The 16,754-nt window shown below is 40.1% G+C and carries 17 protein-coding genes; 9 read left to right on the top strand and 8 right to left on the bottom strand.

The annotated features are described in order from the left end of the window. Positions 1-35: 35 nt before the first annotated feature. Positions 36-785 carry a DUF4850 domain-containing protein gene (locus MKL36_RS00185; RefSeq protein WP_000735826.1) on the bottom strand — a complete coding sequence of 250 codons (750 nt, stop codon included), beginning with the start codon at positions 783-785 and terminating at the stop codon, positions 36-38. Between the two features lie 124 nt (positions 786-909). Between MKL36_RS00185 and MKL36_RS00180 the strand changes: the two genes are divergently transcribed. Further along, the gene (locus MKL36_RS00180) at positions 910-1,977 is read left to right on the top strand and encodes a DUF1176 domain-containing protein (protein ID WP_021511310.1); all 1,068 of its coding nucleotides are present in this window, start codon (positions 910-912) and stop codon (positions 1,975-1,977) included. Between the two features lie 83 nt (positions 1,978-2,060). After that, positions 2,061-2,579, top strand: coding sequence for a hypothetical protein (locus MKL36_RS00175; protein ID WP_009519718.1), 519 nt, complete (start codon positions 2,061-2,063; stop codon positions 2,577-2,579). A gap of 77 nt (positions 2,580-2,656) precedes the next feature. Here the strand turns inward: MKL36_RS00175 and MKL36_RS00170 are convergent, their stop codons facing one another. The 4 genes from MKL36_RS00170 to gatC form a co-directional block, all read right to left on the bottom strand. Continuing rightward, positions 2,657-3,235: a DJ-1/PfpI family protein gene (locus MKL36_RS00170; RefSeq protein WP_000037732.1), complete on the bottom strand. Its 579-nt coding sequence runs from the start codon at positions 3,233-3,235 to the stop codon at positions 2,657-2,659. Positions 3,236-3,405: 170 nt separating this feature from the next. Further along, a complete protein-coding gene (gatB, locus tag MKL36_RS00165; RefSeq protein ID WP_000796648.1) occupies positions 3,406-4,875 on the bottom strand; it encodes an Asp-tRNA(Asn)/Glu-tRNA(Gln) amidotransferase subunit GatB in 1,470 nt (489 codons plus the stop codon). Further along, on the bottom strand, positions 4,875-6,353 hold the full coding sequence (gatA, locus tag MKL36_RS00160) for an Asp-tRNA(Asn)/Glu-tRNA(Gln) amidotransferase subunit GatA (protein ID WP_000130660.1): 1,479 nt from the start codon (positions 6,351-6,353) through the stop codon (positions 4,875-4,877). Before gatA ends, gatB begins: the two co-directional genes overlap by 1 nt. Positions 6,354-6,406: 53 nt before the next feature. Beyond that, complete coding sequence (gene gatC, locus MKL36_RS00155; RefSeq protein ID WP_000107699.1) at positions 6,407-6,721, bottom strand: Asp-tRNA(Asn)/Glu-tRNA(Gln) amidotransferase subunit GatC; 315 nt, start codon at positions 6,719-6,721, stop codon at positions 6,407-6,409. A 133-nt stretch (positions 6,722-6,854) separates the two neighbouring features. Here gatC and MKL36_RS00150 point away from each other — a divergent pair, with 133 nt between their 5' ends. The 6 genes from MKL36_RS00150 to MKL36_RS00125 all read left to right on the top strand — a co-directional run bounded on the left by MKL36_RS00150 (position 6,855) and on the right by MKL36_RS00125 (position 11,676). Next, positions 6,855-7,895 carry a rod shape-determining protein gene (locus MKL36_RS00150; RefSeq protein WP_000601379.1) on the top strand — a complete coding sequence of 347 codons (1,041 nt, stop codon included), beginning with the start codon at positions 6,855-6,857 and terminating at the stop codon, positions 7,893-7,895. A 16-nt stretch (positions 7,896-7,911) separates the two neighbouring features. Further along, positions 7,912-8,769 (top strand): rod shape-determining protein MreC, encoded by an 858-nt coding sequence (gene mreC, locus MKL36_RS00145; RefSeq protein ID WP_001182997.1) that lies wholly within the window; start codon positions 7,912-7,914, stop codon positions 8,767-8,769. Beyond that, a complete protein-coding gene (gene mreD / locus MKL36_RS00140; protein WP_001121008.1) occupies positions 8,756-9,247 on the top strand; it encodes a rod shape-determining protein MreD in 492 nt (163 codons plus the stop codon). The genes mreC and mreD overlap by 14 nt, the downstream gene beginning before the upstream one ends. Further along, positions 9,235-9,795, top strand: a complete 561-nt coding sequence (locus tag MKL36_RS00135) for a Maf-like protein (RefSeq protein ID WP_000940844.1) — start codon at positions 9,235-9,237, stop codon at positions 9,793-9,795. Before mreD ends, MKL36_RS00135 begins: the two co-directional genes overlap by 13 nt. Positions 9,796-9,908: 113 nt before the next feature. After that, positions 9,909-11,363, top strand: coding sequence for a ribonuclease G (gene rng / locus MKL36_RS00130; protein WP_001288187.1), 1,455 nt, complete (start codon positions 9,909-9,911; stop codon positions 11,361-11,363). A gap of 139 nt (positions 11,364-11,502) precedes the next feature. Further along, positions 11,503-11,676 (top strand): PA1571 family protein, encoded by a 174-nt coding sequence (locus MKL36_RS00125; RefSeq protein ID WP_001103036.1) that lies wholly within the window; start codon positions 11,503-11,505, stop codon positions 11,674-11,676. A 29-nt stretch (positions 11,677-11,705) separates the two neighbouring features. Here MKL36_RS00125 and MKL36_RS00120 read toward each other — a convergent pair whose 3' ends face one another. Both MKL36_RS00120 and MKL36_RS00115 read right to left on the bottom strand, forming a co-directional pair. After that, entirely contained in the window at positions 11,706-13,091 is a 1,386-nt protein-coding gene (locus MKL36_RS00120; RefSeq protein ID WP_001247585.1) for a WS/DGAT/MGAT family O-acyltransferase, read from the bottom strand. Between the two features lie 171 nt (positions 13,092-13,262). Continuing rightward, positions 13,263-13,997 carry a phosphoadenylyl-sulfate reductase gene (locus MKL36_RS00115; protein WP_000216076.1) on the bottom strand — a complete coding sequence of 245 codons (735 nt, stop codon included), beginning with the start codon at positions 13,995-13,997 and terminating at the stop codon, positions 13,263-13,265. A gap of 184 nt (positions 13,998-14,181) precedes the next feature. Here MKL36_RS00115 and thrH point away from each other — a divergent pair, with 184 nt between their 5' ends. Continuing rightward, positions 14,182-14,799 (top strand): bifunctional phosphoserine phosphatase/homoserine phosphotransferase ThrH, encoded by a 618-nt coding sequence (gene thrH / locus MKL36_RS00110; RefSeq protein WP_000406996.1) that lies wholly within the window; start codon positions 14,182-14,184, stop codon positions 14,797-14,799. A 67-nt stretch (positions 14,800-14,866) separates the two neighbouring features. Here the strand turns inward: thrH and MKL36_RS00105 are convergent, their stop codons facing one another. Further along, the gene (locus MKL36_RS00105; RefSeq protein WP_009519746.1) at positions 14,867-16,378 is read right to left on the bottom strand and encodes an OmpP1/FadL family transporter; all 1,512 of its coding nucleotides are present in this window, start codon (positions 16,376-16,378) and stop codon (positions 14,867-14,869) included. Between the last annotated feature and the right edge of the window lie 376 nt (positions 16,379-16,754).

Raw genomic sequence — 16,754 nt, 5'->3', positions numbered from 1 at the left:
AAGCCCGCGAAAGCGGGTTTTTTATGGTTATTGATTTAATGGGTTGCGTTATAAAAATTAAGGATAGGGCCAACTAGAAACTGCTGCGACTTATCTAAGGTGACTTGAATCTCTTTATAGTTAAAAGTGTCTTCATCATCATACTTGGCAATACCATGGGTTTTATTGTTCACTTGAGGAATTTGGTAGCTAAAAAAAGCGACTTTTTTAGAGGGATGAACAATATTGATAAGGTTTTTAGGGTCTTTAAAACCACCATATTCATTTTCAAGACTTTCTTTTAATAGTTCAGGAAAATAAAGCGTTGCATTGGGTAATCCACATCCAACGCAAAATGAAGAGTCATAAAGCTTTATCGCTTGCTTTTGATCTGGACTCATGATTAGAGCAAAACCAGTTCCATTTGCGCCTGCATTTGCTTGAATATCTTGCCAGTTACGTGGAACAAGTACTACACCTACTTCAGGTAATGCAAGAAGCTTTAATTGCTTGGCATGTTGAGCATCAAGTTTAAAATTAAAACTACAGCTTTTAAGCGTACATTTTTCAAAATTTTTAAGTAAACCATCTTCTATTGGGTTTTGTGCCGTAACGCCATAAAAAGGGACTACAACGCCGTTTAAAAATTTTGCCTCTCCAAGAGCATAGAATTGATTGTCTGCTTTGCGGGTTGCAGCAGAGTTATAAAATTTGGGGAAATGAGGAGTAAAGCTTTTTACTTCTGCATAAGCAGTTGAATTTAGGCTGACTAATGTTGCCCATAATAAAAAATTTAGTTTTTTCATTTTTAGAAAGTAATCAATTTAAATCTTATATAAATCTAACATATTCTTTTAAACTAGGCGGTAACTCAAAATTTAACACTGTTGTTAACTTCATAATAAAACAGACGTGTAGAGACATGAAAAAATGAAAAATATGCTTTCAATTTGTTGTTTGGCAGTAATAAGTTCTTATAGTTTTGCTCAAGATATAAAAGGTATTTCATTTTCTCACCAAGAGTGGGAAATCTCTTGCAGTAATACGGGCACCTGTAAGGCAGCAGGGTATCAAAACGAAGAAAATGGTGATAATCCAGCTTCAATTTTATTAACACGTAAAGCAGGCCCAAAACAACCTGTGCAGATTGAGTTTGCTTTGTCTGACTATGAACAAAGCATACCTGCAAACCAGCTTAAAAATATCCATTTTTATATAAATGGCAAAGATTTAGGTATGGTGGGTGTAGATGGTACTGAGCTGCCAATTATGGGTAAGCTAAACAGCTCGCAAGTCAATGCTCTACTACAGCAGTCCAAACAGAAGACTGAAATTGTATTTAAAAATGCGCAGCATAAATGGAAAGTTTCCGATGCTGGGATGACTGCCGTATTATTAAAGATGGATGATTTTCAGAAGCGTATAGGGACTATTGGTGCTTTGGTTAAAAAGGGCAGTGCCAATGAAAATCAAGTGCTTATGCCTGAACCAAAACTAGTTGTGAAGCGTATTAAGACTTCAACCAAACCTTATTTAACTTTACAGCCTAAAAATAAACAGTACCAAGCAATACACCGTAGTTTGATGGCTGCTAAACCGAATCCGAAAGAAGACGGCTTTTGTGAAGGTATTTATGGTGGTAACAGTGATGGAACCGAACCACAGAAAATTGAGCTATATAAACTAACCAATAAGAAAGTTCTGGCGACTACATTGTGTTGGAGAGGGGCTTATAACGAAGGGTATGGGGCATGGGTACTCGATGAGTCTTTAAACGGTAAGGCCGCGTTTGTAACTGAGTCCGCCTCAGATTTTGATAGCGGTATTATTAGTAGTGCTCAAAAGGGACGAGGCATTGGAGATTGCTGGGCAAGTGAAGAATGGGTATGGGACGGCAAGAGTTTTGTGCATACTAAGGATATGTGGACGGGTATGTGTAAAGGCTTGGCAGCAGGTGGAGTGTGGGAGCTTGATCGAATAGAGTCTGTGGTGAAATGACTACTTTGTGGTTACAGAGTCATAACAGGTAACTTTAGTGACTCTGTGATAAAAAGAACAGATTGTTTATTGGAGCTAGACCTATGTCACGTCATCTTTATGCTATTGCTCGCCGTAAGTTTTCACATCTGAGCCGTTCAATATGTGTGGCGGCGACTGTACTGGGTGTAACACAAATTGCGATGGCTGGTCCAACAGTTGATCAGCTCAGTGATTGTTTAGTTAAAGCAACGACAGCTTCGGATAAAACCACAGTGCTCCAATGGACATTTACAGCTTTAGCAGCTCATCCTGATTTAAAAGCATTTAGTAATGTAACGCCTGAGCAAAAAGATCAGTTAGATCAAAAACTGGCTCAGGTTTTACAGCGGATAATTGTAGAGCAATGTTCTGCTCAGACCAAAGCTGTAATTCAGGCTGAAGGTGTGAAGGCAGTTGGGGAGGCTTTCCAGCAGTTAGGCCAAAGTGCGGGTGAAGATATTGTTAAGGACCCAGCCGTTAAACAGCAGTTGCAGGGCACATTACGCTATATCGATTTAAATAAATTGGTGACAACGTTTTTAACACCAGAAATTTGGAATAAATTAGGAATTACAAGATAAAAATCTAGTTTTCTATTTTAGTAATAAAGCCTGCTATCTAAATTCAGGCTTTATTGTATTTGGGGTGAAGAATCTTTTTAGATACTAATCTTAGCGCCTAAAACTTTCACAAATTGTGCTAACCAAGCTGGATGTGCAGGCCAAGCCGGAGCCGTTACTAAATGTCCATCGGTAACGGCATCAGTTACAGCAATGTCTGCATATTGCCCACCTGCTAATTTTACTTCGGCTGCACATGCTGGATAAGCCGAGCAGAGGCGGTCTTTTAAAATGTCTGCTGCAGCGAGTAACTGAGCACCGTGGCATACGGCTGCAATTGGTTTTTTCACTCTATCGAATTCACGTACAATTTCGACAACACGTTCATTCATGCGTAAATACTCTGGCGCACGACCACCTGGGATGACTAAACCTACATAGTCTTCGGTATTAACGGCATCGAAATCATAGTTAATCGCGAAGTTGTGGCCACGTTTTTCGCTATAAGTTTGCTCACCTTCAAAATCATGAATAGCCGTCGCAATATGATCGCCGTTTTTTTTATTTGGGCAAACAGCATGCACGGTATAACCCAAACCAGTTAAGAACTGGAAAGGAACCATAGTTTCATAGTCTTCTGCATAGTCACCGACCAACATTAAAATCTTTTTAGACATGATTTATCCCTCTTTTTAAAATATAAGTGATTTCAATTTTTAATTTAAATTAGCACAGCCGTTATGTGATTTTTTAGAAAAAAGAATATTCTTTAGTCGAAGTGTATCTTGTAGGTCATATAAAAAAGCCCCGATAAATCGAGGCTTTTTTGTTGAGTTAGTTAATGAAATTAACCAATCAATTTTTTCATTAATTCATTTACTTGTGCAGGGTTAGCTTTACCCTTAGAAGCTTTCATGACTTGACCAACAAGACCGTTAAAGGCTTTTTCTTTACCAGACTTGTACTCTTCAACCATTTTTTCATTGGCTGCAAGTACTTCTTTAATGATTGCTTCAATTGCACCCGTGTCAGTTTCTTGCTTTAAGCCTTTTTCCGCAATAATGTCATCGGCAGATTTACCTTCCGATTCCCACATAAAGCCAAAGACTTGTTTAGCAATTTTACCGCTAATGGTGTTGTCAATAATACGCGCAATCATGCCACCAAGCTGTTCAGCAGAAACAGGTGAGTCTGTTAACTCTAGGCCCGCTTTGTTTAAAGCACCAGAGAATTCACCCATTACCCAGTTTGCAGCAATTTTACCTTGCTTCGCACCACCAGCCGCAGCAACAACAGCTTCATAGAAGTCCGCCATTTCGCGTGAGAGCGTAAGTACGTGTGCGTCGTATTCAGTTACGCCAAAGTCTGCAATAAAGCGTGCACGGCGTGCTGCTGGCAACTCAGGCATAGTTGCTTTGATGGCCTCAATTTGCTCATCTGGAATAATTACTGGTAACAAGTCTGGATCAGGGAAGTAGCGGTAGTCATTCGCTTCTTCTTTAGAACGCATAGAACGTGTTTCCATTTTATTTGGATCGAACAAACGAGTTTCTTGGTCAATTTCGCCGCCCCATTCCAAAATTTCCATTTGGCGTTCAATTTCTACATTGATCGCTTGCTCAATGAAACGGAATGAGTTGAGGTTTTTAAGTTCACAGCGTGTACCGAATGGCTGTCCCGGACGACGTAAAGACACGTTACAGTCCGCACGGAATGAACCTTCAGCCATGTTACCGTCAGAAATACCTAACCAACGTACTAGTGTGTGAATTGCTTTGATGTAGGCAACAGCTTCTTCAACCGAACGCATGTCCGGTTCAGAAACGATTTCAAGCAAAGGCGTACCAGCACGGTTTAAGTCAATGCCAGACATACCTTCAAATTGGTCGTGCACAGACTTACCCGCATCTTCTTCAAGGTGAGCACGAGTTACGCCAATGCGTTTAGTCGTACCATCTTCAAGCTGAATATCGATATGGCCCAAGCCCACAATCGGGTTATCCATTTGGCTAATTTGATAGCCTTTTGGAGAGTCAGGATAGAAGTAGTTTTTACGTGCAAATACTGAAGCTTGGTCGATGTAAGCATCAATCCCTAAACCAAAACGAATTGCGAGTTCAACCACTTTTTCATTTAAAACCGGCAATACACCCGGCATCGCCAAGTCTACAAGGCTCGCTTGTGTATTTGGGTCTTGACCAAATTCAGTTGATGAACCTGAGAAAATTTTAGAATTGGTTGCAAGCTGAGTATGAATCTCAATACCAATAACGACTTCCCAACCGTCAATCAATTTCAACTTTTGAGCTTCAGCCATTATGCATTCTCCTCAGCAATTGCCGCACGTTTGGTGTGCCAGTCAGTGTTTTGTTGGTATTGGTGAACAATCGACAACAATTGTGATTCTGACCAGTAATTACCGATTAACTGTAAACCTACTGGTAAGTTGTCTTTATCAAAACCAACAGGAGCATTAATCGCTGGCAAGCCCGCTAAGTTCACTGCGATGGTATAGATATCGCCTAAGTACATTTCAACAGGGTCTAAAGATGCACCGATTTTGTAGGCAGTTGTTGGTGCAGCAGGTGCTGCAATTACATCTACATTTTCAAAAGCTTTTAAGAAGTCTTGTTGAATTAAACGACGTACTTTTTGTGCTTTTACATAGTAAGCATCGTAATAACCCGCAGAAAGTGCGTATGTACCAATTAAAATACGGCGTTGAACTTCTGGACCGAAGCCTTCTGAACGCGAACGTTTGTAAAGATCCATCAAGTCAGCTGGGTTTTCACAGCGGTAACCGTAGCGAACACCGTCATAACGTGACAAGTTAGAAGATGCTTCCGCTGGCGCGATGAGATAATACGTTGGTACATATGCTTCAGTCATGTTGAGGTCGATTTCAACAAGCGTTGCGCCCATTTCTTCAAGCTTTTTCAAAGACTCTTCAACACGTGCTTTTACGTCCGCATCTAAACCTGCAACGTTAAAGTATTGTTTAGGAATACCAATGCGTAAGCCTTTTACAGATGTGTTATTTAGGTTTGCAACGTAATCATCGACTTCTTTTTTAACCGAAGTTGAGTCTTTAGCATCGTGACCTGCAATTACATTCATCAGGTAAGCACAGTCTTCAGCAGAGCGTGCCATTGGACCTGCTTGGTCTAATGATGATGCATAAGCAATGATCCCGAAACGAGATACACGACCATAAGTTGGTTTTAAGCCTGTTAAACCACAGAAAGAAGCAGGTTGACGAATTGAGCCACCTGTATCGGTACCTGTAGCAAATGGTGCTAAATCAGCCGCTACAGCCGCAGCAGAACCACCAGATGAACCGCCAGGAACATGGTCAAGTGCCCAAGGGTTACTCGTTGCACCTACATATGAACTCTCAGAAGTTGAGCCCATCGCAAACTCATCCATGTTCACTTTACCTAAAGTAACCAGACCAGCTGCTTTAGTTTTTTCAACAACGGTTGCATCGTAAGGTGAAATGAAGTTATCGAGCATTTTTGAACCAGCAGTGGTTTTAATACCTTTGGTACAAAAGATGTCTTTGTGGGCAAGAGGAATACCCGTTAAAGCAGTTGCATTGCCAGCTTTTAATGCGGCATCGGCAGCATCGGCTTCGCGAAGTGCCTGTTCTGGAGTAACCGTCACATAGCTCTTAACTTGCGGGTCGATTTTAGCAATACGTTTTAAATAATGTTCAGTCAATTCGCGAGATGAAAACTTCGCTTGGCTTAAGCCTTCAGCAAGTTCGCGAATTGATAAGCGATGTAAATCAGTCATGAGTAAAATTTCTTTACATTCAAAATAGGGAGGATGGGTTAATTGATTAAAAGTTATTCAATCACGCGAGGAACAAGATACAAACCATCTTGAGTTGCAGGTGCAACTGCTTGGTATTCGTCCCGATGATTGCTTTCAGTTACCACATCAGCACGTAAAGGTTGAGGATTGTCAAAAGGACTCTTTAAAGGTTCTACGCCTTCCGTATCAATGCCTTTTAAGGTTTCCATCATGCCTAAAATTTTATTTAGACTTTGAGCATATTCAGCAGATTGCGTATCATTGAGCGACAATCGAGCAAGATTGGCGATTGCTGAAACTGTTTGTGCATTTAAATCTGCTGAATGCTGTGCATCCGATGTAGACATAACATCACCTAATCAGTATTAAAAATTTTCAAAATATCGTGCGTTATAATAAGCGATTGACTTGTTCAAATCATCACATTTAGTTTAAAGTTGCCACCTTGCATCCACATGAAAGTTTAACTGAGAACGAACCGTGATTCTAAAACGACTAATTGGCTTGTTTTCGCCGGATCTAGCCATTGATTTAGGTACAGCAAATACACTTATTTATGCACCAGGCCGCGGCATTATATTAAATGAACCAACAGTTGTGGCAATTCGTCACAGTGGTTCACAAAAAATTGTTGCTGCTGTAGGGCTAGATGCTAAGCAAATGCTAGGCCGTACACCTGCGAATATTTCTGCAATTCGTCCAATGAAAGACGGTGTAATTGCAGATTTTGAAGTGACTGAAACCATGTTGAATCAGTTTATTGGTAAAGTTCACGAAAAACGTTTGTTCCCACCTGCACCTCGTGTAGTTGTATGTGTACCATGTAAATCAACTTTGGTCGAGCGCCGTGCAATTCGCGAAGCCGTATTTAATGCGGGTGCTCGTGATGTACGCCTAATTGAAGAGCCAATGGCTGCTGCAATTGGTGCTGGCATGCCAGTTGAACAAGCATGTGGTTCTATGGTTGTGGATGTTGGTGGTGGTACAACTGAAATTGCAATTATTTCATTGCAAGGTTGTGTCTATGCTGATTCTTTACGTATTGGTGGCGATGTATTTGATGAGCAAATTATCAATTATGTTCGTAAAGCTCACGGTTGCGTAATTGGTGAAACCACAGCTGAAATTATTAAAAAAGAAGTTGGTATGGCTGTTTCTGATGGTACGACATTAGAAATTGAAGTACGTGGCCGTAACCTTGCAGAAGGTGTACCTCGTGCAATTACCGTAACTTCTGACGAAATTACTCAAGCAATTTCTGACCCGTTACAAAGTATTGTAAGCGCGGTGAAATCTGCACTTGAACAAACTCCTCCTGAACTTTCTTCTGATATTGCTGAGCGCGGTATTGTGTTGACAGGTGGTGGAGCGTTACTTCGTAACCTTGATAAATTATTAGCTCAAGAAACCGGTTTACCAGTTGTTGTTGCTGAAGACCCTCTTACTTGTGTAACCCGTGGTGGTGGTAAAGTATTGGAATTCTTCGACAACCCGAACCATGACATGCTTTTCGTCGGTTAAGTTTAAGGATTAGGCGGTGCAACCGAATATTTTTTCAAGACAGCCGCCATCTTTCCGCTCGTTCATTATTGCGGTCATTACATGCTTGGTGGTGCTGTTCTTTGATTGGCGCATGCCTTATGTAATTCAGCCAGCAAGGGATGTCTTGTACGCTGCATATAATCCAATTTATGCACTTGCAAGTTATCCGGTACTGTCGAGAGAATGGCTGAATCAACAAACTAAATCTGAAACACAACTGCGCCGTGAAAACACTGCAATGCAGGCTGAGCTATTACAGGCTCAGGTCCGCTTGCAGAAGTTGTCTGAATTATCTGCTGAAAATACCCGCTTACGTGGTTTACTCGATACACCATTAATTATTGATGGTCGTATGGAAATTGCGGAAGTGATTGGGACAGATGCCGATCCGCTTCGTCACATTATCATTATCAACCGTGGTGCAATGGATCATCTTAAAGTTGGTCAAACGGTTCTGGATGATAAAGGGATTATGGGGCAAATTATCAATGTATATCCTCATAGTTCACGTGTGATGCTGCTTTCTGACAAAGAGCATTCTCTATCTGTTCGTTTAGAGCGTACAGGTATGCGTGCAATTGTCTCGGGTACTGGTGATTTAGGCCGTTTGAAAATGGAATATGTGCCAACGAGTGCAAATATTCAGGTCGGCGATAAAGTATTAAGTTCAGGCTTAGGTGAGCATTTTCCAGCAGGTTATGCCGTGGGGACGGTGGCTAAAATCCGTCGCCATAATTCAGGTGAGTTTGCTGAAATTGATGTTACACCAGCAGCACAATTAGCAACTGGTCATCATGTTGTTGTACTTTTCTCTGACTCATTAGCGAAGGAGCAACCATATGCCGATCGCTAAGTTGAAACGTGAGAAGCGTAAAGATCCATTATGGGGAATTATTCTCTCTATAATCGTAGGGTCTGTCCTCATGATCTATCCATTATCTTACGACATCTCGGGCTGGCGACCATTGTTCATGCTTATGATCATGTTGTTTTGGGTTGTTTGCCAGCCAACATGGTGTGGGGTGTGGTTCGCATTTGGTATGGGGATTTTTACAGATCTATTGCTTGATGCACCTTTAGGATTAAATGCACTGAGTTTTGTTATTGTCACGTTTATTACCCGATTTTTAATACGCGAACGCCGTATTTTGACTTTTGGTAATTTATGGACAATTGCTACATTGGTGATTATTGCTCACTTAGCATTTATGTGGGTGACTCAAACGATGGGGGGCATTCATTTTTCGATTGCTCGACATTGGCAACCATTGATGACAAGTATCTTAACCTGGCCTGTTGTCTATTATTGTTTAGCAAAATGGCGCATTTAGTTTTAGCTTCTAGTTCTCCGCGTCGGAGAGAGTTGTTGCAACAACTGGGCTTAAATTTTGAAATCTATAGCCCTGATATTGATGAATCTGTTCATGAAGGTGAGCTGGTACATCAATATGTAGAGCGTTTAGCGAGAGAAAAAGCCCAGGCTGTATTAAACATTTTTCCAGATTCAGTGATTATTGCAGCAGATACGAGCCTTGGTCTGGATGGTCAGATTATTGGTAAACCTGACTCAAAGCAGCATGCTTTTGACATCTGGAAACAATTATCTGGTCGTTGGCATGATGTATTTTCCGGAATTTGTATTGCAACACAGCAACAAATCTTAAGTGAGGTGGTGCAGACCCAAGTTGAGTTTGCATCTTTAACTACGCAAGATATGGAAGATTACTGGGCCACAGGAGAACCTGTAGGGAAGGCCGGTGCATATGCAATTCAAGGAATTGCTTCACAATATATTCCCAAAATTCAAGGAAGTTATAGTAATGTGGTAGGGCTTCCTTTGTACGAATTTTCACAGTTATTCAAAAGAGTGAAGACATAAGGGGTTGTTGATAATTCTTGATTGAATTGCATTGTCGATGAACAATGGACAAAGCTACATTAACAGTCCCTCTGACTCTTTAATAAAAATTTTATAATGCTTTGAGTTTATGTATGTCAGAAGAACTACTTATTAATGTCACACCTATGGAGTGTCGGGTGGCATTAATCGAAAATGGAACTGTTAATGAGCTGTATGTTGAACGTACAGTTAAACGTGGACTTGTAGGCAATATCTACAAAGGTAAAGTTGTACGTGTGCTTCCGGGTATGCAAGCGGCCTTTGTTGATATCGGTTTATCCAGAACGGCCTTTTTGCATATTAATGATATGGTTTGGCCACGTTCACAGCCAACTCCAAATGTGTTTGAACTACTTCATCCAGGGCAGATTCTTACCGTTCAGGTGATGAAGGATATGCTCGGTACTAAAGGCGCTCGCCTGAGCACAGATCTTTCAATTCCTTCTCGCTATTTAGTTCTTATGCCATATGGTAACCATATTGGTGTTTCTCAGCGCATTGAGTCTGAAGAAGAGCGTGATCGGCTACGTAATATTATTGAGAGCATTCAGGCGGAGCATAATTTACCCGGTAGCGTAATTGTTCGTACTGCTGCTGAAGGGGTAGATGAAGCCGAAATTGCACAAGATATGTGCTACCTCAGTAAGTTATGGGAATATATTCAGCGTAAGCAAGTTGATGTGGCAGTACCTTCCTTAATTTTTGAGGAACTACCCCTGCCGCAACGAATTATCCGTGATCTGGCAAGTGAAGAAACCGCAAAGATTTATGTCGATTCGAGAGAGATTCATGGAAAACTGCGTGAGTTTGTAGATGAGTTTGTTCCGAATATGCAAAGTCGCCTGATTCATTACCCAGGTGAGCGTCCATTATTTGATCTTTACAACGTTGAAGAAGATATCCAAAAAGCACTGCAAACACGCGTTGCTTTAAAGTCTGGTGGTTATTTAATGATTGACCAGACTGAGGCGATGACCACAATAGATGTCAATACAGGCTCTTATGTCGGTGGCCGTAGCCTTGAAGACACTGTCTTTAAGACCAACATGGAAGCGACTCAGGTGATTGCGCGTCAGCTTAGACTACGAAATCTAGGCGGCATTATCATTATTGATTTTATTGACATGCAAGAAGCGATTCATCGTGAAGAAGTGATGCGTCAATTTGAAAAAATGCTTGAACGTGATCATGCCAAGACCAAAATCACACAGGTTTCTGAACTTGGTCTGGTAGAAATGACACGTAAACGTACACGTGAATCATTAGAACACTTGTTATGTGAATCGTGTCCAACGTGTCAGGGACGTGGTTTTGTCAAAACTGCAGAGACAGTGTGTTACGAAATATTTCGAGAGATATTACGCTACACCCGTGCATTTGAGTCTACGAGTGGCTTTACTGTCGTTGCTCATCCATCCGTGATTGACCGATTATTAACAGCAGAAGCACCTGCAGTGGCGGATTTAGAGCATTTTATCAACAGAGTTATTAAATTTCAGGTCGAAAATTTATATACGCAAGAGCAATACGATATCATTTTAAGTTAAAGTTGTAACAAGATATCGCTTAATCCTTGTTACAACTGAAATTTTACTTTCATTCATGAATTTTAAATACTACTTACATACAGTAGCCCTAGACGTTCTCCCTATTAAACGTCTTAGCAAACAATAAGAGGTATAACCCATGAATGTAAGTGAAAACTTAATTAGCAACGGTCTTAAACATGTTTTAGAAAGCACGCCAGTCAATAGCTGCTATATGTTGAATGACCAAGGTAAAGAAGTACCAATCACAACTGCAATGATTCGTTCAGTATGTCATCAGTTGCTTAACCAGTGCCGCGCAATTAAAAAATAAGGGGCCATTTTAAAGCCCCTTAATTTTTCCTAACTCGCTGAATGATGTTTCAGCTGTTTCTCTTCAATAATTTCTTCGAACCGTTGAATTTCATCTTCAAGATGCGTTAAAAGGTTTTGCATTTTAGGCAAAGCATTTCGACATGCTGTTAAACCTACTTCAAGCTTATCCAGATAGCTCGTCATTGTAATATTGAGCGCTTGCCCGTCCATGACAATAGAAGCAGGGTAGAGTGCATCTAATTTCGCCCCATTCCAATAAAGCGGCTCACGTGGGCCAGGTACATTGGAAATCACTAAATTGAATGCCTGACGCTTAGGAAGCATCCCAGACATGATGTTAAGTCCAGCTGGACCATAAACAACAGCGCTATAGTTTAAAATCTCATTCGCGGTCATGCGGCTAAAGCGTTGCTTTGAATTTTGCATACTACGACGAATGATCTCGAGCCGCTCTAGAGGTTGGTCTTTATGGGTTCCTAAATTTGCCAAAATCATGGTAATACGATTGCTCACGTCAGAGTCATCTGTGCGTAGGGAAGCAGGAACCATGGCAATAAGAGGCTTTTTAGGCAGGCTGTTGTGACTAATCAGATATTCACGTAATGCCCCAGAACACACAGCAAGTACGACGTCATTGATCGTTACACCAAGCGCTTTAGAAATTTTTCTAAGACGGCTTAATTCAAAAGATTGAGCTGCAAAGCGACGTGAAGCACTTACACGTTGATTTAAAATTGAAACCGGAGCCTGAAAGGTGGAGACATAATCAGGATTTTTACCCATTTCTTTAAAAATGGTTTGCGATAATTCCTGCATGACTTTAGGGGTCACCTCAAGCTGTGATTTTATACCCCCTAAAATACTTTTGATCTTACTTGTGCTTGGTTTTGGTACTTTTAGGCGTTTTGTTCTTTTACTTTCTACACACCAAAGTGGAACCACATGTTTTTCTTGTGGTGTTTTTGACAATGACTTCTCAATTAAGCGCATACCTGCAACACCATCAACCATGGCATGATGAATCTTAAAGTACATCGCGAAACGATTGCCTTCGATCCCTTCAATAATGTCACACGTCCAAAGTGGTTTTGCACGATCAATTAAAGAGCTGTGCTGCTGGGAAATATAAACTAGTAATTCACGAATCCGGCCAGGATGAGGCAAGGCAATATGGCGAAAATGGTGGTCGATATCGAACTCTTCATCTTCATCCCAAAATAGACCATTTAAACGATTATTGAAGGGTGGGACAGGAATACTTTTAGATTGGCGAATTTCTTCTACTAAATCATGAACGAAAGTTTCAGGGGCATTTTCAGGTATTTCAAATAAAAACAATCCGCCAACATGCATCGGTTGTTGTCTTTTTTCTAGTGATAGAAAAATAAAATCAATAGGGTGTAATGGACGCATAACTCGTTGTGCCTCATGCTTTTTTCTAAGAAGCCCTTAACTGAGCTCTTATTAGAATTATAGAACCGTAAATTTAGTATATAGCGTTTATTACAGATTAAATATGACTTTGTGTACGAGATATAACTGTAAAAAAAACCACTGATTCATCAGTGGTTTTTTTATACCGAACTATTTTTTCAAGTTACCTGCATGTAAGCCACATTCTTTTTGTGTTGCTTCTTCCCACCACCAACGGCCTTCACGTTCATGTTGATTTGGAAGTACTGGACGTGTACATGGCTCACAACCAATCGAAACAAAACCACGCTCGTGTAGAGGGTTATATGGAATTTCCATCATGCGGATATAACTCCACACATCGGCGCTAGACCAGTTGGCAAGCGGATTATATTTAATGAGTTGCTTACCCGGACCAGAGAAGCCTGCATCAGCTTGTACCACTGGAATTTCAGTACGTGTACCAGGGCTTTGATCTTTACGCTGACCTGTAATCCAGCCATCTAAGGTTGCTAGTTTCTTACGTAAAGGTTGAACTTTTCGAATGCCACAGCATTCTTGATGTCCATCTTTAAAGAAACTAAATAAGCCTTTTTCATTCACCATGCTTTGCACAGCTTCCGCATCAGGGAAACAAATCTCGATATTAATATTGTAGTGCTTACGAACAGTTTCAATAAATTGATAAGTTTCAGGGTGTAGACGGCCTGTATCAAGACTAAAAACACGGAAAGGTTTACCTAAACGTGAAGCCATATCAATTAAGACTACATCTTCTGCTCCAGAGAACGAAATTGCAATCTCACCTTGTTGGCTTAATGCAAGTTCTAGAATCTCGCGCGGACTTTTAGCTGCATATTCAGCCGCGAGAGCATCAACGATATCAATAGTCGGAATAACGGTCATGGGTGTTCCTGGCAAAAGGCTTGGGCGCATTGAGTTATGAAAAATATTCTAAAGGATAGTGAATAAATTGCTTAGCACTTTAATTTCGATCCTTATGAATAAAATTGATTTGATCAATAACAACGCAAAACTGAAAATCTTAGTGGTATGATACAGCAATTTTTAACCAACGTTGGAAGCATTCATGGAAATCGTATGCCTAGATCTTGAAGGAGTTTTAGTTCCTGAAATCTGGATCAATTTCGCAAAAAAAACAGGGATTAAAGAACTAGAAGCAACAACTCGTGATATTCCGGATTATGATGTTTTAATGACTCAGCGTCTGAATATTCTAAAACAACACGGTTTAGGCTTAAAAGACATCCAAGAAGTTATTGCCGAGATGGGGCCACTACCAGGTGCAAAAGAGTTTGTTGAATGGGTAAGCAATCATTTCCAATTGGTCATTTTGTCGGATACTTTCTATGAGTTTGCCCATCCTTTAATGAAACAGTTAGGCTGGCCAACAATTTTCTGTCATAAATTAGAGACAGATGAAAATGGTATGATTACAGCTTATAAACTTCGCCAACCTGACCAAAAACGTGAGTCGGTTAAAGCACTACATGGTTTGAATTTCCGTGTGATTGCAGCAGGTGATTCATATAACGATACAACGATGCTTGGTGAAGCCGACCATGGTTTCTTGTTTGATGCGCCTGCAAATGTTATTGCAGAGTTTCCGCAGTTTCCTGCAATCAATGGTTATGATGCATTAAAAGAAGCAATCCGTTCAGTTTCACAGCGCAATATTCCTGCTTAAGAAAGAACAAATGGACAATAAAAAAGGCGCTTATAGCGCCTTTTTTATTTAGATTAGTTTTTGAAACTTAGAATTTATAACCAAGTTTTAAACCGTAAGCGATAGCGTTGTTATCAGAGAAATCTGCAACATATTCATCGCTACCTGCTTGCGCGCCTGTTTGAGCTTTGGCATCACCCAACCAGAAGTATTTTACGCCACCAGCGATGAAAGTTTGTGGAGTAGGGCTATATTGAACACCTAAACCTACGTTCCAGTAACCTTCTGTTGGCCCTAATGTTGTTACAGGATTACCTGCACCAGAGTCCCAACCTACAGAAACATTACCAGCCCATTTATCATTAAGTTTACGGCCTACACCAGCGTTCACAGACCATTGGTCATCAGAATATTCAACTAGGTTGAAGCCATTTGGACGCCCAACAAGACCACCTACAGCTTCTGAGACTTTGCCAAATTTATATGGTTGAATTGAGAAATCTTTCCAATTCACCCAGCGTACATTGGCAAATGCAACTGTATCCGCCATGATACCTGTCTGAAAATCAAGGTTAACAGACTGTGGTGTTGTGATTGTAGTTTTACCAGATGAATTAATTGCTTGAAGTTTAGATGCTGGAACGTCTAAACCAGCCAATACTGAAGTAAGACCAGGGAAATTTAATATAGATAAATTTTCATCAATATTTACTTTGTGATCAATTTCAGAACGATAAGTTACAGATGCTCTAAGTGCGATTTCAGGAATCTGATAAGCAGCACCTGCTAACCAACCAGCACCTGTAGTTTCTTTAATACTTGCATCATAACCATTATAAAGACTATAAGCTTGACCTCGTAAACTTACATTACCTTTAACTGTTTGTAATACAGGACCTGCGTAGAAATTGAAGTTTTTAGTTGGTTGATAACCAAATACAAAAGATAAGTTTTGTGTATCAACTTTAACTTTAGTTCCACCAGTACCTAAATAATTATTTGCTGCGTTAATAGCAGCTTGGGTTTTTTGTAGTGCTGTCAGTCCTGCACCTACAGTTGTATTTCCTCCGGCAGCAACTTGTTGTAATGCACCTAAAATCTCTGTTTGAGTTGGTTTTGTAGGGTCACCGCCAGTAACCTTCGTCACCTCTATAAGAGCTGGTGTAAATGCTGATCCAGATGCTTGAACTAACTTCTGAATTGAGCTGGTTGCTAAGTCACCTAATGCCTTTTGACTTAAAATAGTATCACTGCCTGGATTCGAAACGAATACGTTATTACCTGAATATTCTGCATCTGCTCCAAATGGTTGATCGTAGAGTAGACCGAAAGAAAATTGGTCATTAATTTGTAATTTTAATGCAGCACTTGGGAAGTAGTAGTCATTCGCCATATCGCCAATATCACGACGTGTGGCACTAGATCCAGCTTCTTTACCAGCTACATCAGGATCTAGAACAGAAATACCTGCTTCAAAGTAATTGCCAGGTTGGAAGAACGCAGACATTGACTGTCCAGAGCGATCTAAAGCTGCTGCAAAAACCCCAGTTGCAGGCAGCGTTGCTAAAATCATTGCAGTGCTCAGATGTTTTAATTTCATTTTTAATCTTTCCTTGAACTTCAAGACATTTTTTTAAAAGTAACAGAGTTAAACCGTTTAAACTGTGTTGCCTTCAGTGCTTTGAATTACAAGTTTCAAAGCATTGATAACTCCATGTAACAAAAATAGCATAATTACACTAAGAGTAAATCTGTTCTATGAACTGCAGAGTACTCACTTTTTATACAAAAAATGGCAATAATGAATGAAATATGAAGGAATATTTTTGTTGTTTAATTAATTTAAATAATTGATATTTATATTTTTTATCTATTATTAAAGTTGCTTGTTTTTATGACATTTTTGTCATAAATCCAAGAAAAATGGTCAAAGATTTTTTTGTAAAAATATGAATTGATTGATTATGAAATGAGTA

This window comes from Acinetobacter sp. AOR12_HL, assembly GCF_027855275.1.
Lineage (GTDB): Bacteria > Pseudomonadota > Gammaproteobacteria > Pseudomonadales > Moraxellaceae > Acinetobacter > Acinetobacter baumannii.
The sequence above is the reverse complement of the archived record's forward strand: the minus strand, read 5'-3'. Positions and strand labels throughout refer to the sequence as shown.